The 22787-nt window shown below is 59.7% G+C and carries 17 protein-coding genes and 4 tRNA genes; 16 read left to right on the top strand and 5 right to left on the bottom strand.

The genetic code is table 11. The features are described 5' to 3' along the window. Positions 1 to 174: 174 nt before the first annotated feature. Both ACP7EE_RS22035 and ACP7EE_RS22030 read right to left on the bottom strand, forming a co-directional pair. Positions 175 to 1665 (bottom strand): MDR family MFS transporter, encoded by a 1491-nt coding sequence (locus ACP7EE_RS22035; protein WP_426236731.1) that lies wholly within the window; start codon positions 1663 to 1665, stop codon positions 175 to 177. Between the two features lie 49 nt (positions 1666 to 1714). Further along, positions 1715 to 2764, bottom strand: coding sequence for an HlyD family secretion protein (locus tag ACP7EE_RS22030; RefSeq protein ID WP_426236728.1), 1050 nt, complete (start codon positions 2762 to 2764; stop codon positions 1715 to 1717). 230 nt (positions 2765 to 2994) lie between these two features. Between ACP7EE_RS22030 and gltX the strand changes: the two genes are divergently transcribed. The 12 genes from gltX (at position 2995) to ACP7EE_RS21970 (ending at position 12468) form a co-directional block, all read left to right on the top strand. Next, on the top strand, positions 2995 to 4476 hold the full coding sequence (gene gltX / locus ACP7EE_RS22025) for a glutamate--tRNA ligase (protein ID WP_420648715.1): 1482 nt from the start codon (positions 2995 to 2997) through the stop codon (positions 4474 to 4476). 247 nt (positions 4477 to 4723) lie between these two features. Continuing rightward, positions 4724 to 4799, top strand: a tRNA-Ala gene (locus tag ACP7EE_RS22020). Between the two features lie 79 nt (positions 4800 to 4878). After that, positions 4879 to 4954, top strand: a tRNA-Glu gene (locus tag ACP7EE_RS22015). A gap of 53 nt (positions 4955 to 5007) precedes the next feature. Then, positions 5008 to 5083 (top strand) — tRNA-Ala (locus tag ACP7EE_RS22010). 80 nt (positions 5084 to 5163) lie between these two features. Then, positions 5164 to 5239, top strand: a tRNA-Glu gene (locus ACP7EE_RS22005). A 182-nt stretch (positions 5240 to 5421) separates the two neighbouring features. After that, positions 5422 to 5961: a TetR/AcrR family transcriptional regulator gene (locus ACP7EE_RS22000; RefSeq protein WP_420648714.1), complete on the top strand. Its 540-nt coding sequence runs from the start codon at positions 5422 to 5424 to the stop codon at positions 5959 to 5961. 30 nt (positions 5962 to 5991) lie between these two features. Further along, entirely contained in the window at positions 5992 to 6825 is an 834-nt protein-coding gene (locus tag ACP7EE_RS21995; RefSeq protein WP_426206359.1) for an alpha/beta fold hydrolase, read from the top strand. A gap of 47 nt (positions 6826 to 6872) precedes the next feature. Next, a complete protein-coding gene (locus tag ACP7EE_RS21990; protein ID WP_420648712.1) occupies positions 6873 to 7334 on the top strand; it encodes an acyl-CoA thioesterase in 462 nt (153 codons plus the stop codon). A 37-nt stretch (positions 7335 to 7371) separates the two neighbouring features. Next, positions 7372 to 8331, top strand: coding sequence for a tRNA dihydrouridine synthase (locus ACP7EE_RS21985; RefSeq protein WP_426236726.1), 960 nt, complete (start codon positions 7372 to 7374; stop codon positions 8329 to 8331). Positions 8332 to 8451: 120 nt separating this feature from the next. Continuing rightward, positions 8452 to 8898 carry an Hsp20 family protein gene (locus ACP7EE_RS21980; RefSeq protein WP_420648710.1) on the top strand — a complete coding sequence of 149 codons (447 nt, stop codon included), beginning with the start codon at positions 8452 to 8454 and terminating at the stop codon, positions 8896 to 8898. Positions 8899 to 9082: 184 nt separating this feature from the next. Further along, a complete protein-coding gene (locus ACP7EE_RS21975) occupies positions 9083 to 9778 on the top strand; it encodes a DUF1266 domain-containing protein (protein WP_426236724.1) in 696 nt (231 codons plus the stop codon). After that, positions 9775 to 12468 carry a DUF805 domain-containing protein gene (locus tag ACP7EE_RS21970; RefSeq protein ID WP_426236722.1) on the top strand — a complete coding sequence of 898 codons (2694 nt, stop codon included), beginning with the start codon at positions 9775 to 9777 and terminating at the stop codon, positions 12466 to 12468. The genes ACP7EE_RS21975 and ACP7EE_RS21970 overlap by 4 nt, the downstream gene beginning before the upstream one ends. Here ACP7EE_RS21970 and ACP7EE_RS21965 read toward each other — a convergent pair. The 3 genes from ACP7EE_RS21965 to ACP7EE_RS21955 all read right to left on the bottom strand — a co-directional run bounded on the left by ACP7EE_RS21965 (position 12465) and on the right by ACP7EE_RS21955 (position 18474). Beyond that, positions 12465 to 14156, bottom strand: a complete 1692-nt coding sequence (locus ACP7EE_RS21965) for an Hsp70 family protein (protein WP_426206354.1) — start codon at positions 14154 to 14156, stop codon at positions 12465 to 12467. The genes ACP7EE_RS21970 and ACP7EE_RS21965 overlap by 4 nt on opposite strands. Before the next feature lie 79 nt (positions 14157 to 14235). After that, a complete protein-coding gene (locus ACP7EE_RS21960; protein ID WP_426236720.1) occupies positions 14236 to 17514 on the bottom strand; it encodes a PAS domain S-box protein in 3279 nt (1092 codons plus the stop codon). Between the two features lie 69 nt (positions 17515 to 17583). Next, positions 17584 to 18474: a LysR family transcriptional regulator gene (locus tag ACP7EE_RS21955; protein ID WP_420648705.1), complete on the bottom strand. Its 891-nt coding sequence runs from the start codon at positions 18472 to 18474 to the stop codon at positions 17584 to 17586. A 146-nt stretch (positions 18475 to 18620) separates the two neighbouring features. Between ACP7EE_RS21955 and leuC the strand changes: the two genes are divergently transcribed. From leuC to leuB, 4 genes are all read left to right on the top strand, one after another. After that, a complete protein-coding gene (gene leuC, locus ACP7EE_RS21950) occupies positions 18621 to 20039 on the top strand; it encodes a 3-isopropylmalate dehydratase large subunit (protein WP_426206352.1) in 1419 nt (472 codons plus the stop codon). Between the two features lie 10 nt (positions 20040 to 20049). Continuing rightward, positions 20050 to 20694, top strand: coding sequence for a 3-isopropylmalate dehydratase small subunit (gene leuD, locus ACP7EE_RS21945; protein ID WP_426236718.1), 645 nt, complete (start codon positions 20050 to 20052; stop codon positions 20692 to 20694). A 132-nt stretch (positions 20695 to 20826) separates the two neighbouring features. Beyond that, complete coding sequence (locus ACP7EE_RS21940; RefSeq protein WP_426236716.1) at positions 20827 to 21591, top strand: class I SAM-dependent methyltransferase; 765 nt, start codon at positions 20827 to 20829, stop codon at positions 21589 to 21591. A gap of 58 nt (positions 21592 to 21649) precedes the next feature. Next, entirely contained in the window at positions 21650 to 22732 is a 1083-nt protein-coding gene (leuB, locus tag ACP7EE_RS21935; RefSeq protein ID WP_420648701.1) for a 3-isopropylmalate dehydrogenase, read from the top strand. Positions 22733 to 22787 lie beyond the last annotated feature (55 nt).

Genomic DNA, 22787 nt, shown 5'->3' with positions numbered 1-22787 from the left:
CTGCCGCCAAAGCCGGTAGTCCATTACTGTGTCCCATGACTAACTCGTCGTATCGTTTTATCAGGCGGGCATCTAGCCCAGTCATTTGATATCCATGCCGTCCCTTTATAGACCAGGATCGGGAGATGTGTAGATACCAATGCAGCGATGAGGCCAGTACAGCCACCACAAAAATCAATGTGCCTCCCCAGCCTTCAACCCCTGCGGCAATTTCTTGGTCAACAAAATCGCCAACATACTGATCCCTAGCGCAATCCCGACAAAGTGAAACGCATCGTTGTAGGCCATGATCGCCGCCTGCTGATGCACGATTTCACTCAACTTGCCCAGCGCCGCCGTGTCACTGCCAAACCGGTCGGTCATCGACGCCATGCGCTCGGCCACCTGTGGATTGGTCGGCACAATCGCCTCGCGCAAATAATCGAAGTAAGTCTTGGTGCGCGCATCCAGTAGCGTGGCGAGCAACGCAATGCCGATGGCGCCGCCGAGGTTGCGCAGGATGTTGAACAGGCTCGACGCCGATCCCGCGTCCTGCGGCAGAATGTACGCGGTGGCGATCAGCGAAATGGTGACCATGATCAGCGGCTGACCCAGCGCACGGATGATCTGGATCTGATTGAACTGCGGCCCGGCGAAATCCGGATTCAGCACCCCCGAAGAAAAACTCGCCAGCCCGAACAGCCCGAAGCCCAACGTACACAGCCACTTTGGCGAAATGTATTTCATCAGCTTCGGCACCAGCGGGATCAGAAACAGCTGCGGCACACCCATCCACATGATTACTTCGCCGATTTGCAGCGCGTTGTAGTTCTGGATCTGCGCCAGGTACAGCGGCAGCAAATAGATCGAACCGTACAAACCGACGCCCATGCCCAGACTGGAAATGCTCGACAGGCCAAAGTTGCGATTGCGCAGGATGCCGAGGTTGATCAGCGGATTCGGCTTGGAGATTTGCACAATGACGAAGGTGATCAGACTCACCAGTGCAATGCTGCCCAGCATTACGATCAGACTTGATTCGAGCCAGTCCTTGCGATGGCCTTCTTCAAGAAAAACCTGCAAACAACCGAGACCGATTCCCAACGAGAGGATGCCGGTGTAGTCGGTGCTTTTCAGCAGTTCCCAATGCGCCGCTTTCTTCTCCAGACCGTACATCAGCCCGGCGATCATGATCAGCCCCGGCGGGATGTTGATATAGAAGATGTATTCCCAGCCCCAGTTTTCCGTGAGCCAGCCGCCGAGAGTCGGACCGATGGAAGGGGCGAAAGTCGCGGTCATGGCGAACATCGCCATGCCTTTGGCGCGGTGGTGTTCGGGGAGTTTGATCAGGGTCAGGGTGAAGGCCAGCGGGATCAGCGCGCCGCCGGTGAAGCCTTGCATGGCGCGAAAGACGATCATGCTTTCCAGGCTCCAGGCCATCGAGCACAGCAGCGATGAAAACAGAAATCCTACAGACACCCATACCGCCAGCCGCCGCGCCGAGAGCAGCTGCACCAGCCACGCGGTCAGCGGAATCATGATGATTTCCGCCACCAGATAGGACGTGGAAATCCATGAGCCTTCTTCCAGCGTCGCCGATAGCGCGCCCTGAATGTCTTTCAGTGAAGAGTTGGTGATCTGGATGTCGAGCACTGCCATGAACGCACCGAGCATCACGCTCATCACCGCAATCCAGTCGCGCCGGGTCGGTTCGCCGACCGGGCGGATCAGCGAATCACCGGCCATTGTCCGGGGCGTCTTTGATGTTCACGGTCGCGGTGACGGACATGCCCGGGCGAATTTTGCCGTGCAGCGGATTGTCGGCCTTGAAGGTCAGTTTCACCGGAATGCGCTGCACGACTTTGGTGAAATTGCCGGTGGCATTGTCCGGTGGCAACAGGCTGAACTGCGCGCCCGATGCAGCGAACAGACTGTCGACCCGTGCCTCGATTGGCGTGTCGCCATAGGCATCGAAGGTCAGCTGGGCTTTTTGCCCCCCCTGCATGTGGCCGATCTGGGTTTCCTTGAAGTTGGCCTGCACCCAGATGTCTTCGTCGGGAACGATCGACAACAGATAAGCGCCGGCCTGTACCACTTGGCCATTGCGTGCGGCGCGCTGGCCGACCAGGCCGCTGATTGGCGCGTGGATTTGACTGCGAGTCAGGTTCAGTTCGGCTTGGGCGATGTCGGCGCGGGCGTTGGCGATCTGCGCGTCGAGGCGTTTGATCTCGGCGGCCAAGGCGTTGACCTGCTGACGCTGACTCTGCGCATCCGCCTGGGCCTTGGTCACCTGCGAACGGGCAATGTGGTTGTCGGCGGCGAGAGTGGTGACGCGTTCTTCGGAGACGTAGCCCGGTTTGCGCAGGGCCTCTGCGCGGGACAAATCGATCTGCGAGCGGCCGAACGTGGCTTGCGACGAGGCGACTTGCGCGTCGCTGGAGGCGATCAGGCTGGCTTGTTGGGTCAGTTTGCTCTGTGCTTGCAAGCGTTCGGCTTCGCGGGTGGCGAGGGCGGCGTTGGCGCGATCCACGGCGAGGCGGAAATCCTCACCTTCGAGGCGCACCAGCAACTGGCCCTTTTCCACGTGCTGATTGTCCTGCACCAGCACTTCGTCGATGCGCGCGCTCAATTGGCTCGACACACGGGTGATCTCGCCCTGGACATAGGCGTTGTCGGTACTTTCATAAAAGCGCCCTTTGAGAAACCAATGGGCGAAGAAGCCGCCGGCAATCAACAGGACCAGCAGCAGAAATATGAACAGGCGACGCTTGAGTTGGGCAGGCATGGGGCAGACTGTAGTCGAGAAATTGTAAGGAAAGTTATCAGCAGGCGAATCTGGCATACAGTCGACAAGCGGTAAATGCCGTCTGCTGATCTTCGGCCATTCACCACGGCGAACGGGCGTTACAGACGCAAACTTGGCTTAAATGCCCTGCCTGCTGGAGCGGGGCGGGTGTCGCCTGTTACCATTCGCCGCTTATTGATCTTTGCTTTTCATTCTTTTCGAGACATGCCATGACCACCGTCCGCACTCGCATCGCGCCATCGCCTACCGGGGACCCCCACGTAGGTACCGCTTACATCGCATTGTTCAACTACTGCTTTGCCAAGCAGCATGGCGGTGAGTTCATCCTGCGCATCGAAGACACCGACCAGTTGCGTTCGACCCGCGAGTCCGAACAGCAGATCTTCGACGCTCTGCGCTGGCTCGGCATCGAGTGGAGCGAAGGCCCGGACGTCGGTGGCCCGCACGGCCCGTATCGCCAGAGCGAGCGCGGCGATATCTACCAGAAATATTGCCAGCAACTGGTTGACCTCGGTCACGCCTTCCCATGCTTCTGCACCGCCGAAGAGCTGGATCAGATGCGCGCCGAGCAACAGGCTCGCGGCGAAACCCCGCGTTACGACGGTCGTGCGCTGCTGCTGTCCAAGGAAGAAGTGGCTGCGCGTCTGGCCGCCGGCGAACCGCACGTGATCCGTATGAAAGTGCCGAGCGAAGGCGTGTGCGTGGTGCCGGACATGCTGCGTGGCGACGTCGAGATCCCGTGGGATCGCATGGACATGCAAGTGCTGATGAAGACCGACGGCCTGCCGACCTACTTCCTGGCCAACGTGGTCGACGACTACTTGATGGGGATCACCCACGTACTGCGTGGCGAAGAGTGGCTGCCGTCCGCGCCGAAACTGATCCTGCTCTACGAATACTTCGGCTGGAAGCAACCGGAACTCTGCTACATGCCGCTGCTGCGTAACCCGGACAAGAGCAAGCTGTCCAAGCGCAAGAACCCGACTTCGGTGACGTTCTACGAGCGCATGGGCTTCATGCCGGAAGCGATGCTCAACTACCTCGGTCGCATGGGCTGGTCGATGCCGGACGAGCGTGAGAAGTTTTCGTTGCAGGAAATGGTCGACAATTTCGACCTCAAGCGTGTGTCGCTGGGCGGGCCGATTTTCGACATCGAGAAACTCTCGTGGCTCAACGGCCAGTGGCTGCGTGACCTGCCGGTGGAAGAGTTCGCCAGCCGCTTGCAAACCTGGGCACTGAACCCGGAATACATGATGAAGATCGCGCCGCACGTGCAGGGCCGGGTTGAAACCTTCAGCCAGGTTGCACCGCTGGCCGGGTTCTTCTTTGCCGGTGGCGTGAATCCGGATGCCAAGCTGTTCGAATCGAAGAAGCTTTCGGGCGATCAGGTTCGCCAGTTGATGCAGTTGATTCTGTGGAAGCTCGAAAGCCTGCGTCAGTGGGAAAAAGACAGCATTACCGCGACGATTCAGGCGGTGGTTGAATCGCTTGAGCTGAAACTGCGCGATGCGATGCCGCTGATGTTTGCTGCGATCACCGGGCAGGCGAGCTCGGTGTCGGTGCTCGATGCGATGGAAATCCTCGGGCCGGACCTGACCCGGTTCCGTCTGCGCCAGGCGCTTGACCTGCTGGGTGGCGTGTCGAAGAAAGAAAACAAAGAGTGGGAAAAGCTGCTGGGCGCAATCGCCTGATCCCCTGTAGGAGCTGCGGCACGCTGCGATCTTTTGACTTTGGTTTTTAAAAACAAGATCAAAAGATCGCAGCCTGCGGCAGCTCCTACAGTTCCATGCAGGTTGTAAACCTCCCGAATTTGCGGGGGAGGGCGGTAAGTGATTGTTATGTCGGCAAAAAACTTTGAAATATTTTAAAAATAAGTTTGACAGCCCTCCGAAGCGCCATTAAGATTCGCCCCGTCCTCAGCGATGACATCAACGATGAGGGGCTTTAGCTCAGCTGGGAGAGCGCCTGCATGGCATGCAGGAGGTCAGCGGTTCGATCCCGCTAAGCTCCACCAATTTACACTTTGAAGCCTGGCCACACCGGCTTCGAAGCGATCAACACTCAGCGTTGATCAGTTGTATAGAAGGGTTTGCGTCCCCTTCGTCTAGTGGCCTAGGACACCGCCCTTTCACGGCGGTAACAGGGGTTCGAGTCCCCTAGGGGACGCCAGTTTTACAGAAGTGATGTTGCAAGATGTCACTCCGCCGCGAGGCGAAAAATCCGGGGCTTTAGCTCAGCTGGGAGAGCGCCTGCATGGCATGCAGGAGGTCAGCGGTTCGATCCCGCTAAGCTCCACCAATTTTACAGTTCAAGGTCTGGCCACACCGGCCTTGAATCGATCAGCACTCAGCACTGATCAGTTGTATAGAAGGGTTTGTGTCCCCTTCGTCTAGTGGCCTAGGACACCGCCCTTTCACGGCGGTAACAGGGGTTCGAGTCCCCTAGGGGACGCCACGATTACCCGCTCTGCGGGATTTATAAGGGTCATTCAATTATTGAATGGCCCTTTTGTTTGTCTGGCGTTTGGCCAAATCTCCTTTTTCCCTAACACTGTGCTTCAGACCAGCGGTCATATCTTTGACTTGCAGAATATTATTATGAGAATAATATTCTAATCGTAATATTCGGAGGCGACGATGAACGACAAGAAAGCTCAAACCCGCGAACGCATTCTCAAGGCCGCCAGCTCCGCGCTGATCCAGCGTGGCCCGGCCGAACCGAGCGTGGGCGAAGTGATGGGCGCCGCCGGCCTGACCGTCGGTGGCTTCTATGCGCACTTCGAAAGCAAGGACGCGATGATGCTGGAGGCGTTCAAACAGCTGCTGGGTCGTCGCCGCGACCTGATCGCCGACATGGACAGCGAACTCACCGGCGAAGAGCGTCGCACGCTGGTCGCTGCGTTCTACCTGTCGCGCAAGCACCGCGACTCCAGTGAAGCCGCCTGCCCGATCCCGGCCTCCATCGGCGAGCTCGGCCGGCTGCCGGAGGAGTTCCGCATCGCGCTGAACGAGCACCTGGAATTGATGATCGCGCAGTTGGCATCCAGTCCTGAAGACACTGACAAAGCATTGGCCGACGTGGCCTTGATGGTAGGTGGCCTGGCACTCGCAAGAGCGCTCGGCCCGGGTGATTTATCCGATCGATTGCTGCGCGCCGCCAAGTCGGCGGTGCGTTGACCTGAAGGCGACAAGCCTGAGGAGAGAGCGATGAGCACGTTGAAGTGGGTTCGCGGCGTTAATGGCACCTTAGGCTGGTTCGCACCACAACTGGTGGCGAGCAAAATGCGCTTGGCGTTCATGACGCCGCGCGAACGTCCACTGCGTGATTGGGAATTGCCATTGCTGGCGAACTCCGAACGTATCACGTTGCGCTTCGGCCTCTCGGCACTGCGCTGGGGGCAAGGCCCGGCAGTGTTGCTGATGCACGGTTGGGAAGGGCGGCCGACGCAGTTTGCTGCGCTGATCACGGCCCTGGTCGACGCTGGTTACACGGTCGTTGCTCTCGATGGTCCGGCTCATGGGCGATCGCCCGGTCGCGAAGCCAATCTGGTGCTTTTCGCCCGAGCCATGCTCGAAGCGGCCGCCGAGTTGCCACCCCTGCAAGCCGTCATCGGCCACTCGATGGGTGGCGCCAGTGCGATGCTCGCCGTGCAACTGGGCTTGCGCACTGAAACACTCGTCAGTATTGCCGCGCCAGCGCGGATCCTCGGCGTGTTGCGCGGCTTCGCCCGCTATGTCGGCATGCCGCCCAGAGCACGTTCGGCATTCATTCGTCAGGTTGAGCTCGACGTCGGCATGCGCGCCGCCACCCTTGATGTCGCCCACTATCAACTGGATATGCCAGGCCTGATCGTGCATGCCGAAGACGATAAATTAGTCTCGGTCAAAGAATCGCAACTGATCCACGAATCGTGGTTCGACAGTCGTCTGCTGCGACTCGAAAGCGGCGGCCATCAGCGCGTGCTCGCCGATCCGCGGGTGATTGATGGCGTGTTATCACTGCTGGCCGGGCGCAGCCTGCAGGCGCGGCAATCGGCGTAGGCATCCGTTACACTGCCACGGTCGAATAATCTGACCGGGAGTGAGGCATGGGCTGGGATCGGGCAACGCCGTTTACCATTGATCTGCAAGTGGGCGCCGAGGACATCGACGGCCTCGGCCACGCGAACAACGCGGTGTACGTGACCTGGCTCGAACGCTGCGCCTGGCGCCACTCGCAACGGCTGGGTCTGGATCTGGTCGAGTATCGCCGTCTGGATCGCGCAATGGCCGTGGTGCGTCACGAAATCGATTACCTTGCTGCTGCCTATGAAGGCGACGAATTGCAATTGGCGACCTGGATCGTCGATTGGGATCAGCGCCTGAAGATGACGCGGCACTTCCAGTTGATCCGCCCCAGCGACCACACCACGCTGCTGCGCGCCCAGACCACGTTCGTGTGTATCGAGCTGTCCAGCGGCAAGCCCAAGCGTATGCCCGTCGAGTTCATCGAAGGTTACGGCCCGGCGATCCAGACGGCGGACATGGGTTTAACCGGCGAAACCCAGTAAACTGCGGCACGTTTTTTCTTTAAGTAGTGTTTTCCCCATGCAAATTGCCTTGGCGCCGATGGAAGGGTTGGTCGACGACATCCTGCGCGATGTCCTGACCCGTGTCGGCGGTATCGACTGGTGCGTGACCGAGTTCATCCGGATCAACGATCAGTTGCTCACCCCAGCCTATTTCCACAAGTTCGGCCCGGAACTGCTCAACGGTGCGCGCACCCGCTCCGGTGTGCCGCTGCGCGTGCAGTTGCTCGGGTCCGATCCGGTGTGCCTGGCGGAAAACGCTGCGCTGGCCTGTGAGCTCGGCTCCGAAGTCATCGACCTCAACTTCGGCTGCCCGGCCAAAACCGTGAACAAATCCCGTGGCGGGGCGGTGCTGCTCAAAGAACCCGAGATGCTCAACAAGATTGTCGAACACGTGCGCCGCGCCGTACCCGCGCACATTCCGGTCACCGCCAAGATGCGCTTGGGCTTCGACAGCCCCGACGGTTCGCTGGTGTGCGCCACGGCTTTGGCTGAGGGCGGCGCCGAACACATCGTCGTCCACGCCCGCACCAAGACCGATGGTTACAAGCCGCCAGCGCATTGGGAGTGGATCCCGCGCGTGCAGGAGGTGGTCAAGGTTCCGGTGTTCGCCAATGGCGATATCTGGAGCGTCGAGGATTGGCGTCGCTGCCGCGAAATCAGCGGCGTCGAAGACATCATGCTCGGTCGCGGCCTGGTCTCGCGGCCGGATCTGGCGCGACAAATCGCTGCTGCGCGCGCTGGCGAACAAGTGGTCGAGATGACCTGGGCCGAGCTGCTGCCGCTGATCCAGGACTTCTGGCTACAGGCAAAAGCGCAGATGACAGCACGTCAATCGCCGGGTCGCCTGAAGCAATGGCTGGCCATGCTCACGCGCAATTATCCGGAAGCGGTCGAGCTGTTTACCCTCCTGCGGCGTGAAACAGAACTCGATCAAGTCTCGCGTTTATTAGGCTTGCCGGTGTCAGAAGCCGCGTAAAAAAAATTGAAAATAATCTCTTGAAATCAAATCAGCGGTCCCTATCTAAGGGTTACGCGATGCCGAATTCGGGTCGCGGCGACAAAAAACCTTGCTGATTTCTTTCAGGAGATTTGAACCATGAGTACTGCATTTTCCCTCGCACCACTGTTCCGTTCCTCGGTAGGCTTCGACCGTTTCAACGATCTGTTCGAAACCGCCCTGCGCAACGAGCCAGGCAGCAGCTACCCACCTTACAACGTCGAGAAACACGGTGATGATCAATACCGTATCGTCGTCGCGGCGGCCGGTTTCCAGGAAGAAGACCTGGAACTGCAAGTCGAGAAAGGTGTGCTGACCATCAGTGGCGGCAAGCGTGACAACAACGAAGGCGTGACCTTCCTGCACCAGGGCATCGCCCAGCGTGCATTCAAGCTGTCCTTCCGGTTGGCAGATCACATCGAGATCAAGGCCGCCGATCTGAGCAACGGTCTGCTGAGCATCGACCTGTTGCGCGTGATCCCGGAAGAAGCGAAAGCCAAACGCATCCCGATCAGCGGGGCGCAGAAGCCGGCGTTGCAACACTGATTCACGTGTCGCAACACAATCGTCTGAAAAGACCATAGGCCGTTGAATGGAGGCCCCGATACGTCGGGGCCTTTTTTATGTGCGGGGAAACCACCGCAGCGTTTGCCGCTGCTGCCACGGCTCTTTACAATCCGCGCAGTTTTGCTGACCCCACTCCTTGCCGGTCAGCCTGGAGCCTTTTTTCATGGACGAGATTCAACAGCGCTGGCTGTTCGCCCTCTCTGCGCCGATGGCGGCGCTCAATCCGGGTGCGGGTTACGCAGACCCCGAGTTCTGCGACGACAAATACATCGATCTGCAATGTAGCTGGGGCATTGATGACCGGCCGCAGCTGTTGGCCATGTTCGAAAGGATGGCCGATCGCGGCCACGCCACTCACCTCGAAGATGCCTACCTCGCCTGGCAGCGCTGTTTGCCCAGTGAATGGCAGGCTTTGCTCGACACGCTCGAACCGCGTGAACGCATTCTGCATGAGTACGCCAGTCGCACTTTTGGCAATTGTGGGCCTGGTGGGATCCTGTCCTGGGACTACGGGCGCATGAGTTTTCTCTTGCGTTGCGCAGTGCGCAACAAGTGGATCGAGCCGGGCGAAAGTCTTTGGCTGCACAGTCGGCTGGCGATCAGGGCGCAATTTCACTACGGCAGTTGGCTGGCCTATTTCAATGGCTTCCTTACAGGGCGCGCATTCTGGTCATGTCTGAGCAAAAGTGACGATCAGTTGGCTTTTGAACTGGATCGACAAGGGGTGAACACCTACAACCTGCTGATTGCTCGCGGACTCGATCAAAATATCCCGGATTTTCTGGCTGACTTGCCCTGGCATATGGATCTGGACTTGCCGCAGCGTCCGGCTTCCCTGCAGGAGTTCGACTGGTCATGAGTTGCTGGATAAAACTGGGCATCGAGCCCACCACCGACGAAACACTGATCCGCACCGCGTATCGCGCACGCTTGCCGCAGCATCATCCGGAAACTGATCCCGAAGGCTTTCAAGCCCTTCGTCAGGCCTACGAAGGCGCGCTCCGTCTGGCCCGTGAAGATGGCGACGAGGCTGAGGATGAATCCGAAGATATGTCGGCGGATGAATCGGTGGTCCAGCAGATGTTCATCGACTTCGATGGGCTGCTGAAGGATCCGTCGCGACGCTTCAATCCGGATGCCTGGCAGGCTTTCATCAGCAGTCTGGATCAGTTGCCGCTCGGGGTGCTGGATGACGTGCGTTGGGGCATGCTGCGCAAACTGACCGACGCCGGCCCTGTGTCTCACCGCTGTGCAAATGCGCTGGCCAAGCGCATGAGCTGGGAACAGCAATTGCTCGAGCTGGATTTCGATCACGCCCGGCATGTGGAGCAATTCCTCAACCGGATCAAAACCGCGGATCCTTTTGATACGACGCTGATGAGTGAATGGTCGCAAGCGGCGCAGTGGGAAACGCTGTGGTATGCGCGCAGTCTCGACTTCATCTTCAATCAGCGTCCGCTGCGCGAATTCGTCGAGTTCGCCAGTCGTGCGACCTGCTTGCCATGGCCCGACGATGCGCAGTTCCTCAAGCGCCTGGCGATGCAGTTCACCCAGGCGGGCATCGCGGTTACCGGGCTGGAGCAGATATGTGCCGAGCAGCAGCGCGCAGCACCGGATGACGTCGACTGGTTGTATCTGCTGGCGTGTCAGAACAGTTTGCTCGGGCTGGACGATGCGGCACTGCCGTGCTGGATTCGGCTCTGGCAGGAGCACCGCCATCCCGACGCCGAGAGCCAGTTGCTGGCACTGTGCGCGAAGCGTCAGCCAGACTTTTTACCTCTGCTGATTCAGGCTTTCGATCGTCTGCAAGACTTCAGTGACTGGCCGGACGATCTCGGGGATGTCACTCAGGCTTTTGGCAGTCCCGCGCAACGTCCCGAGACGTTGATGCGCTGGCTGGAGATCGCCAATCTCGACCTGAAGGTGCTGGCGAAAAGCTTTGTCGACTGGCAGGTGCATGGCGACGAGTTGCCACTCCTTGCGCAGTTGCTGGGGGCGAATGCCGACACCCGGTTGCTGCGGCTTTATCGGCATGCGTGGGCGTTGCATCGTGGTGAGGCAGATCTGCTGCAACAAGTATTGGACGATCCGTCCCCGGTGGATGCGCTGGAAGGCTTGGTGCTGAGCGGGTTCAAGTTGCAGGCTGAACAGCAACTGCGCTGGTTGACTCAGGCGCCGATTCCTCTGGCGATGAAGGCCTTCGTCGACGCTGACGCTGACTCGGCGCAACTGCCCGAGGCTCTGACCAAAGATGCGCCGCACACGATTTGCCGATTGTGGCTGCGCAGAATGCGTCCTTACAGTCACGCGGCGCTGGAGCGCATCGATCAGGCGTTCAAGCTGAGCGATTCGAAGGCCGAAAGCGATCTGGCGCCGCTCAAACTGTTGCTGGAATTGAGCCAGCGCGGCGTTGTGTTGCCGGCGATCGGGCAGGGCGAGGCGGCCTGGCAATGGCATGCCCACACCGCGTTCCTGCTGGCGTTGCTTGACCAGGCGGAGCGCTGGATGCAATTGATCGATGCGCAATGTCTGGAGCGCCTGACGTTCAATTCCCTGCATCCGGTCAGCCGGTTGCAACCGCAGTTGTCCCGACTGCAACGCGAACAACTTGAACTCAGCGCAATGCTCGGCTGGTTGCAGTCGGCAGACCCGGTGCATGCCATGCTCGCCCGGCAATTGCTCGGTGTTCAGGAGGCGCTCGACAGTCCGCGACTATTAAGCAATGACCGCTTGTTCGAGTGCATGCGCAGCGACATGCAAGCCTTTGACGACGACTTGCTCGGGCGCATGGTCTTGAGTGCTGCGCTGTATCACGACCCATTGTTCGATGCGAAGCAGCGCAGATACTTGATCGACCGGATTACCGAGGTCGTCAATCCACAGGATTGGTTCGACGGCTTTCGCCACGGTTCGATCAAAGGCGAGCCGCCACGGCCACCGCGTCAGGCACTCGAGGATGATGAAATCGACTGCGAGGCCTTTTATCTGGCACTCGATGTGCTCAAGGATCTGGTGCGTTATGGCAGCGCCGGCGTGCCTCGGCAGAAAACCCTGTTGCGGATGCAGCGTGCCAAAGACAATCCGGCGAATGGGCTTGGTTTGCGTTTCGCCTTCAGCGCACTGCTGTCCCGGTGCGAATGCCTGCTCCTGGCCAAAGGCGCCAGCCGTGCGGCGCCCGCCGCAGCTTTCTGGCGTTTGAATACACGGCTGGGGCGCGGGGCGTTTTTCTGGCAGGTACTGGGCACTGTGTTGCTTACGCCTCTGGCGGCGTTGCTCAGCGGCACGCCGCTATCGGGGATCGTTGTGCTGTTGTTGGGCATCGCGCTGCTGCTTGGCATCATTCTCCGGCGCCTGCATGACATCGGACGCGGTATCCCGACGCTGCTGCTGCTTGGCTGCCTGTCGCCGTTCCTGCCATTTCTGCCGTTGATGCTGTTCGCCTTCCCGGGCGACAAATTGCTCAATCGCTATGGTGTGCCACCGGACAGTGCAGGTGAAGACTTGCTGCCCGGTGGCCTGCAGGCCGCATTACGGCAGCTCGACAACTAGAGGCGCAATTGATCCAGCGCCTTGTTCAGCTGAGTCCGCTGGCTGGCAATCTGCGCTGATTGCTGGCTGGCGAGCACGGTGGTGAAGGTCGCCAGCCAGTCAGCGATCTGCTCGCGTTCGTCGCCAAGACTCTGCATCCACGCCCGCTCCAGTCGCGCCAACAGCGTGCGATTGGGCAGCGCGTCGCGCGGATGAATCTTCAGCGTGGTCAGGCGTTCATGGCTAGCCTGGCGCGCTTGCGCGTCGAGTCCGGTGGGGCTGCGGTCGATGCTGTGGCTATGGCGTATGCCAGTGGCCAGCAGCGTGACGTCGACTTCCAGCAAACCATTGATGTCGTAACTGAAGCGTACGTCCAGATCCTGGATTTGCTCGCTGGGTGTCAGCTCTATATTGAAGGCGTCGATGAAGATGTTGTCGCGCACCCACGGCCGCTCGCCCTGATACACCTCAATGCGGATCTGCGTTTGATTGGGGTAAGAGGTGTGGAAATGCTGCACCCGGGATGTCGGGATGACGGTGTTGCGTTCGATGATCGGCGAAAAGGCGCCCTGGATGTGCTCGCCACGATTGCTGGAAATCCCCAGCGTGTACGGACAAACATCCGTCAGGATCAGCTCCTCGATAGCCCCGTCGCGCGCCTTGCACGCCGCTTGCGTCGCTGCACCCAGCGCGACAATCGTATCCGGGTCGAGATGGCGATATGGCAAGCGTCCGAACAGCGTCGCGACCATTTGCTGCACCGCGGGCATGCGCGTGGCGCCACCGACCAGCACCAGACTGTCGAGGTCACGCGGTTTCAACCGTGCATCGCGCAGGGCTTGTTCGATTGGCGCACGCAATCGCGCCAGCAGCGGTTCCCAGATTTTCAGTGCAGACGCTTCGTCCAGCGACCATTGATACGCGGTGTCGGCATGCCGCCAGCTCAGGTGCTGAATGCCTTCGGCAAGTTTGCACTTGAGCTGTTCCAGCGCATCACCGAGGCTGGCCATGGCGTGCACGTCGATATCCGCAGCGCTGAGTTGCCAGTGTTTAAGGCAGGCGTGCAGCAGCGCTTCGGTAAAGTCTTCGCCACCGAGAAAGTTGTCGCCAGTCGATGCGTGAACTTCGATCAGCGGCAGCGCATATTCCAGCACCGTCACATCAAACGTGCCGCCGCCCAGATCGAAGATCAGGGTGCGTTCGAACTTCTGTTCATGCAGCCCGTAAGCCATGGCTGCAGCGGTCGGTTCATTGATCAGGCGCGAGACTTTCAGGCCGGCCAGTTCGGCGGCGAACAACGTCCGTTTGCGTTGCTCGTCGCTGAAATACGCCGGTACGGAAATCACCGCTTCAGTCACCGGGTGGCCCAAAAAGGCTTCGGCATCCTGTTTCAGCGAACCGATGACCAGTGCGGACAATTCCTCGGGGCTGAACTGGCGGCTGCCCAATTCGATCTGTTTGTCGCTGCCCATGAAGCGCTTGAACGCTGCTGCGCTGCGTTGCGGATGAGTGGTCAGTCGAGCCCGGGCGGCTTTGCCCACCAGAATGCTCTCGTCCTCATCGAGGCTGATCACCGAAGGCGTCAGCACCTCGCCGAGGGCGTTGGGAATCAACTGTGCGCGGCCGTCCTGCCACACGGCAATCAGGCTGTTGGTGGTGCCAAGGTCGATGCCCAGCAAGGCCGGGCGGGGGAGGGTTGCATCCTGCATGTCAGATCTCGTTGGCGCGTTGCAAAAAAACGCGACCCTACAGGTTGCGGGAAAACCTGGCAATTGCTCGTCCGACCGATCAGTCGAGCAATGTTTTCAGTGTCTCCAGCGCCACCGGCCGGCTGTGCAAAAAGCCCTGATACAGATGGCAACCCAAACCCTGCAAAAACTCCAGCTGCTCGGGCGTTTCCACACCTTCGGCGATTACTTGCAGGCCCAGACTGCGCGCCATGGCGACAATGGCGCGGATGATCTCGGCATCGTTGGGATCGGTGGTCGCGTCGCGAATGAACGACTGATCGATTTTCAGGGTGTCGACCGGCAGTCGCTTGAGGTAGGTCAGCGATGAATAACCGGTGCCGAAATCGTCCATGGCGAAGCTCACGCCGAGTTTTTTCAGGCGACGCATTTTGCTGATGGTGTCTTCCAGATTCTGGATCACGATGCCTTCGGTGATTTCCAGTTTCAGCAGCGAACAAGGCAGACCGTGGCTGCTCATGCTGTGTTCGATGCGTTCGACGAAATCGTTCTGGCGGAATTGCCGAGGACTGATGTTGACGCACAGGCTGAACGCCAGCGGATCGACCAGACCTTCGTCGATCAACTGTTTGAACGCATCGCAGGCCTCATCAAGAATCCATGTACCGACTTCAAGAATCAGCCCGCTGTCTTCCAGCACCTTGATGAATTCGGTGGGCGACTGCGCGCCGAGTTCCGGGTGATTCCAGCGCACCAGCGCTTCGGCACCGATGATGCGGTTGTCGCGGGCATCGACTTGCGGCTGGTAATGCACTTTGAATTCGCCACGCGATAACGCCAGACGCAGGTCGGTTTCCATGCGCAGCCGTTCGCTGGCGGCTTTCTGCATGGTGTTGTGATACATCTGCGTGGTGTTGCGCCCGGAATCCTTGGCCCGGTACAGCGCGATGTCGGCGCGTTTGAGCAGGTCGGTCGGGGTCGAGCCGTGATCGGGAATCAGCGCCACGCCAATGCTCGGCGTGACTTGCAGGCGCTGGCCATCGAGGAACATCGGCTCCGAGAGCAATTCGCGAATGGTGTCGGCCAGTTCGCGCACCTGTGCGCTGACATCATTGCGCGAGCCTTCCAGCCCGCTGAGCAATACCACGAACTCATCGCCACCCAGACGCGCGACGGTGTCTTCCATACGTACGCTGGCTTCAAGCCTGGCGGTGACGATCTTCAACACGGTGTCGCCGACCGGATGCCCCAGCGAATCATTGATGTGCTTGAAGTGGTCGAGGTCGAGAAACAGCAGCGCACCGCGCAGGTTATGGCGTTTCAGCAGGGCGATCTGCTGGCTCAGGCGATCCATCAGCAGCGCGCGGTTGGGCAGATTGGTCAGCGGGTCGTGATAGGCCAGATGGCGGATCTGCGCTTCGGCGTTTTTCAGCAGACTGACGTCACGCGCAGTGAGCAACAGGCAGGCAGTTTCGTTGAGGGTGATCGGCTCGACCGAGACTTCCACGGTGAGCATGTCCCCGCGCTTGTTGCGCCCGAGCATCTCCTGATGATGCACGCGGCCCTTGATCTGCAATTCGGCGAGCAGTGCCGAGCGCTGTTTTTCCTCGGCCCAGATTCCGACCTGATACACGGTTTTGCCGACCACTTCGTCGGCGCGGTAACCGGTCAGACGACAGAAGCCGTCGTTGACCTCCAGATAGCGCCCGGTGTCGCGTTCGGTGATGGTGATTGCGTCGGGGCTGGAATGGAACGCCTTGGCAAACTTCTCTTCGCTGGCCTTGAGTGCCGCTTCTGAACGTTGCTGCTGGGTGATGTCGCGCAGCGTGGTGACGATGCACGGCTGATCGCCGACGCTGATCTGTCGGCTGGAAATCACGCAGGTCAGCGACTGGCCGTCCTTGTGTTGGACGATAATCGCGACGTTGCTCAGGCCCTGTTCGCGGATCACCCGTTCGATGCGTTGCAGGCTTTTTGCCGAGGCATCCCACAGACCGATTTCCTCGGCGGTGCGGCCGATGATGTCGGCGGCGCTCCAGCCGAAGGTCTGGGTAAAGCTCGAGTTGATCTCGATGAATTCGCCGCTGTCCTGACGGGTCACGCAAATCGGGTCGGGGCTGACCTGGAACAGCGTGGCGAATTTTTCTTCCGAGGCCACCAGGCGCTGCTCGCGCTCGACCTGATCGGTGATGTCGAGCAAGGTCCCGGCCATGCGCAGTGGCGCGCCGTTGTCATCGCGATACAGGCGGGCGCGGCTCTCCAGATAGCGCGAACTGCCGTCCGGCAATTGCACGCGGTAGGTCAGCTGATAATTGCCGGCCGGGCCTTCGCGCAGGCTGCGGTAGGCGTCGCGCATGCTCTCGCGTTCTTCGCCGGGCACGCCTTCGAAAAACTCCTCGAACGACTCGTGAAACGGTATCGGCTCCAGCCCGTGCAATTGCGCGGCGCGCGCCGAGCCGTAGAGCATGCCGCTGGGAATGTGCCAGTCCCAAGTGCCGAGTTGCGCCGAATCGAGTGCCAGATCGAGGCGTTCCTGACTGTCCTTGAGCGCAAGCTCGGCGGCTTTGCGTTCGGTGGTGTCAAGAAAGGTGCTGAGCAGGTACGGCTGGCCTTCAAGTTCGACTTTTTGCGCGCTGAGAATGCCGTCGAGGACTTGGCCGTTGCTGGCGCGAAATTGCACTTCCATGCTGACCAGTTCGCCCTTGGCCATGGTTGCCTTGACCAATTCCTTGCGTTGCTCGGGATGCACCCACAGGCCCAGTTCGAGGGTGGTGCGGCCGATGGCGCTCTGCACCGGCCAGCCAAACAGACTTTCAAAATACTGGTTGGCCTCGCTGATCAACCCGTCTTCCTGGCGGGTCAGCAGCACCATGTTCGGACACAGGTGAAACAGTGTGGCGAAACGTTTCTCCGAGCTGCTTAAAGCCTGTTCGCGTTGACGCTGGTGGGTGATTTCGCGAATCACCCCGATCATTCGGGGCCGGCCATGCTTGTCCGGCAGCAGACTGCCGTTGATCTCCAGCCAGTGCAGGCTGCCGTCGGGCCAGCGGATGCGGTGGTGCATCGCCTGTTCCAGCGGTGCGCCGGCAATCACCGCGTGAAAGGCGCGCACGGTCTTCGCGCGATCTTCCGGCGGCAGCAAGTCGAGGTATTCGAGGTCTTCCGGTAGCGGTTGCCGGGGATCGAAACCGAACAACGCCTGAGTGCCGCGCGACCAACTGATCTGCCCGCGCTCGATGTCCCAGTACCACGCGCCCAGCCGCGCGCCGTTGAGCGCGGCCAATAGTTGCGGCGCACTTTCCCAGCTCTGCTCGGAACGACGCGGGTCAATGGCCTGAATACGCGGCATCGGCGGAATTCGGTCAACAGATTTGGGCATTGTTCACGAGCCTTGAGCAGATTTTGGCGTTAGGCACAGGGATAAGTGGCTCTATAGGAGTAGCACAAGTTAGCCGAGAGTCCCTGGCAGATCGATTTGCGCATCCAGCAAGGCCATAAATGCCCGTGCCGCGTTCGACAGCGTCCGTTCAGTGTGCAAGATATAGCCTAGCTGGCGACTGAGCTGTATGCCCGGCAAAGCGATGCTCGCCACCTGTTCGTCGAGCATGGTGCGTGGCAATACGCTCCAGGCCAGGCCGATAGAGACCATCATCTTGATGGTTTCCAGGTAGTTAGTGCTCATGGCGATGTTTGGCGTCAGGCCCTGCGCCTCGAACAGGCGATGCACGATGTGGTGGGTAAAGGTGTTGCCGCCGGGGAACACTGCCGGATGAGCGGCGATGTCCGCCAGATTCACCGGGCCGTTGTTGATCAGCGAATGCTCCGGCGCCACCACGAAATCCAGCGGGTCGTCCCAGACCGGCGTGGCTTTGACCAATGCGTGCGGCTCCGGCGCCAGCGTAATCACCGCCAATTCCGCGCGGCCGTGGAGAATTTCTTCGTAGGCCACTTCCGAATCGAGAAACTGAATATCCAGTGCGACCTGTGGGTAACGGCGAGTGAACTCCCTTAATAAGGGTGGCAAGCGGTGCAGGCCGATATGGTGACTGGTGGCCAGCGTCAGACGGCCGCTGACCTCGCCATTGAGGTTGGTCAGCGCGCGGCGGGTGTCGTCGAGCACATTGAGAATCTGATAAGCCCTGGGCAGCAGGGCGCGGCCGGCCTCGGTCAGGCCGACCTCACGGCCAAGCCGATCGAACAAACGCACCTTCAACTGTTGTTCCAGCCCGGCGATGCGTTTGCTGATGGCGGGTTGTGTCAGGTGCAGACGTTCGCCGGCGCCGGAGAAACTTCCGGTCTCGGCAATCGCGATAAAAGCATTCAGGTTGGCCAGATCCATGTTGGTATTCCAGTTGGTTATCCAAAGCATAAAAAATATGAATTTGAGTTATTTAATCTAACCCCATAGGATCGACCTCACAAGCCAAAGGGTTATTGAATCGTCAAAGCCCGGGGCATAGAAACAAGCTGATGAGGAACCGTCTGATGGCCGGCAAAACGCTCTACGACAAGCTCTGGGATTCGCATTTGGTCAAGCAGCGCGACGATGGCTCGGCGCTGATCTACATCGATCGTCACATCATCCACGAAGTGACCTCGCCGCAAGCCTTTGAAGGTCTGCGTCTGGCCGGGCGCAAGCCGTGGCGCATCGATGCCAACATCGCGACCCCGGACCACAACGTACCGACCACCCCGGAGCGCAAGGGCGGCATCGAAGCCATTGCCGACCAGGTCTCGCGTTTGCAGGTTCAGACCCTCGACGACAACTGCGATGAATACGGCATCGTCGAATTCAAGATGAACGATGTGCGCCAGGGCATCGTCCACGTGATCAGCCCGGAGCAGGGCGCGACCTTGCCGGGCATGACCGTAGTTTGCGGCGACTCGCACACCTCGACCCACGGCGCGTTCGGCGCACTGGCGCATGGCATCGGCACTTCCGAGGTCGAGCACGTGCTCGCCACTCAGTGCCTGGTCGCGAAAAAAATGAAGAACATGCTGGTTTCCGTCGAAGGCCAATTGCCGTTCGGCGTGACCGCCAAGGACATCGTCCTCGCGGTGATCGGCAAGATCGGCACCGCTGGCGGTAACGGCCATGCCATCGAATTCGCCGGCAGCGCGATCCGCGATTTGTCGGTTGAAGGCCGCATGACCATCTGCAATATGTCTATCGAAGCTGGCGCCCGCGTGGGGCTGGTGGCCGCGGATCAGAAGACTGTCGATTACGTGAAGGGCCGTCCGTTTGCACCGAAAGGCGCCGAGTGGGATCTGGCCGTCGAGTCGTGGAAAGATCTGGTTTCCGATGCTGACGCCAAGTTCGACACCATCGTCGAACTCGACGCTACGCAGATCAAGCCGCAAGTCAGCTGGGGCACCTCGCCGGAAATGGTTTTGGCCGTTGATCAGAACGTGCCGGACCCGGCCAAAGAGATGGATCTGGTCAAACGCGACTCGATCGTCCGCGCGCTGAAATACATGGGTTTGACCGCCAATCAGGCGATCACCGACATTCAGCTCGACCGCGTATTTATCGGATCCTGCACCAACTCGCGCATCGAAGACTTGCGCGCAGCAGCGGTGATCGCCAAGGGCCGCAAAGTCGCTTCGACCATCAAGCAGGCCATCGTCGTGCCGGGCTCGGGTCTGGTGAAGGCGCAGGCTGAATCCGAAGGGCTGGACAAGATTTTCCTTGAGGCCGGTTTCGAATGGCGTGAGCCGGGTTGCTCGATGTGTCTGGCGATGAACCCGGATCGTTTGGAGTCCGGCGAGCATTGCGCTTCGACCTCCAACCGTAACTTCGAAGGCCGTCAGGGCGCCGGTGGCCGTACCCACCTCGTCAGCCCGGCCATGGCCGCTGCGGCGGCGGTGAACGGTCGTTTCATCGACGTTCGTGAATTGATTTAAGGAGCGCAGCATGAAAGCTTTTACCCAGCACACTGGACTTGTCGCGCCTCTGGATCGTGCCAACGTCGACACCGACCAAATCATCCCGAAACAATTTTTGAAATCGATTAAACGCACCGGTTTTGGCCCCAACCTGTTCGACGAGTGGCGGTATCTGGATGTCGGGCAGCCGTATCAGGACAACTCCAAGCGCCCGCTGAACAAGGAGTTCGTGCTCAACGCCGAGCGTTATCAAGGCGCCAGCGTGTTGCTGGCCCGCGAGAACTTCGGTTGCGGCTCCAGTCGTGAACACGCGCCGTGGGCACTGGAAGAGTACGGTTTCCGCAGCATCATCGCGCCGAGCTATGCCGACATCTTCTTCAACAACAGCTTCAAGAACGGCTTACTGCCGATCATTTTGAGCGACGCTGAAGTCGATGAATTGTTTAAGCAGGTTGAGGCCGAGCCGGGCTATCAATTGCAGGTCGATTTGCAGACGCAAACCGTGACCCGCCCGGATGGCAAGGTCTACAGCTTTGAAATCGAAGCGTTCCGCAAGCATTGCCTGCTCAATGGCCTGGACGATATCGGCCTGACTTTGCAGGACCACGAAGCGATTGCGACGTTTGAAAGCAAGCATCGGGCGAGCCAGCCGTGGTTGTTTCGCGACGCTTGAGATTGATGTCGTCAGAGCGGGCCCCATCGCTGGCAAGCCAGCTCCCACAGGTTTTGTGAACGCTGCACTGTGGGAGCTGGCTTGCCAGCGATGAGGCCCGAACAGGCACCAAAAAATCAAAGGAAAATCCCAATGACCAGCACCGCCCACACTCAGGTTGTCCAGAAGCAATTCGGTGAACAGGCATCCGCCTACCTGAGCAGTACTGTTCACGCTCAAGGCACCGAGTTCGCGCTGCTGCAGGCCGAATTGGCCGGGCGGGGCGAAGCCAGGGTGCTGGACTTGGGGTGCGGCGCCGGTCATGTGAGTTTTCATGTGGCATCGCTGGTGAAAGAAGTGGTGGCTTACGACCTGTCGCAGCAGATGCTCGACGTGGTCGCCGCCGCCGCTGTTGATCGCGGTCTGAGCAACGTGTCCACGGTCAACGGTGCCGCTGAGCGTCTGCCATTCGCCGATGGCGAATTCGACTTCGTCTTCAGCCGTTATTCGGCGCACCATTGGAGCGACTTGGGCCTGGCCCTGCGCGAAGTGCGCCGAGTGCTGAAGCCGGGTGGTGTTGCGGCGTTCATCGATGTGTTGTCGCCGGGTAGTCCGCTGTTCGACACCTACCTGCAAAGCGTCGAAGTGCTGCGCGACACCAGCCATGTGCGCGATTATTCCGCCGGTGAGTGGTTGCGCCAGGTCAGCGAGGCCGGTTTGCATACGCGCAGCACCACGCGGCAGCGGTTGCGGCTGGAATACAGCAGTTGGGTCGAGCGCATGCGCACTCCCGAAGTGATGCGTGCCGCGATCCGCCAATTGCAGCAGTCGATGGGCAACGAAGTACGCGAATATTTTGAGATTGAGGCCGATGGTTCGTTCAGTACAGATGTGCTGGTGCTGTGGGCCGAACGCTAAACAGTATTTTTCCGGGCGCGCCGCTTGATGGCGCACCGACTGAAGACATGAGGAAAGCATGAGCAAGCAGATTCTGATTCTCCCAGGTGACGGTATTGGCCCGGAAATCATGGCCGAGGCGGTCAAGGTGCTGGAGCTGGCGAACGACAAGTACAGCCTGGGCTTCGAATTGAGCCACGACGTGATCGGTGGCGCGGCCATCGACAAGCATGGCGTGCCACTGGCCGACGAAACCCTCGACCGTGCGCGCGCTGCCGATGCCGTGCTGTTGGGCGCGGTTGGCGGCCCGAAATGGGACACCATCGAGCGTGACATTCGCCCTGAGCGCGGCCTGCTGAAAATCCGTGCGCAACTGGGTCTGTTCGGCAACCTGCGTCCGGCGATCCTCTATCCGCAACTGGCCGAAGCATCCAGCCTGAAGCCTGAAATCGTTGCCGGTCTGGACATCCTGATCGTGCGTGAGTTGACCGGTGGCATCTACTTCGGCGCACCGCGCGGCACGCGTACGCTGGAGAACGGTGAGCGTCAGGCTTACGACACGCTGCCGTACAGCGAAAGCGAAATCCGCCGCATCGCCCGCGTCGGTTTCGACATGGCCCGCGTGCGTGGCAAGAAGCTGTGCTCGGTGGACAAGGCCAACGTGCTGGCTTCCAGCCAACTGTGGCGTGAAGTGGTCGAGCAAGTGGCCAAGGATTATCCGGACGTCGAGCTGAGCCACATGTACGTCGACAACGCGGCCATGCAACTGGTACGCGCCCCGAAGCAGTTCGACGTGATCGTCACCGACAACCTGTTCGGCGACATCCTCTCCGACGAAGCGTCGATGCTCACCGGTTCGATCGGCATGCTGCCGTCGGCCTCGCTGGATGCCAACAACAAGGGCATGTACGAGCCTTGCCACGGTTCGGCACCGGACATTGCCGGTAAAGGCATTGCCAACCCGTTGGCAACCATTCTGTCGGTATCGATGATGCTGCGTTACAGCTTCAATCTGCACGCTGCGGCCGATGCCATCGAGCAAGCCGTCAGCGTGGTGCTCGATCAAGGGCTGCGCACTGGCGACATCTTTTCGGCTGGTTGTACAAAAGTCGGTACGCAGGAAATGGGTGACGCTGTAGTCGCCGCGCTGCGGAATCTGTAATCTCTCGGGCCCGCTGCGCAATTCAATACAAAGCAGCGGCCCACTTTTCAAGAAG

Origin of the sequence: Pseudomonas sp. TWP3-2 (genome assembly GCF_049897765.1) — a bacterium.
Classification (GTDB): domain Bacteria; phylum Pseudomonadota; class Gammaproteobacteria; order Pseudomonadales; family Pseudomonadaceae; genus Aquipseudomonas.
Note: the sequence above shows the minus strand (reverse complement) of the source record. Positions and strands in the feature narration are given on the sequence as shown.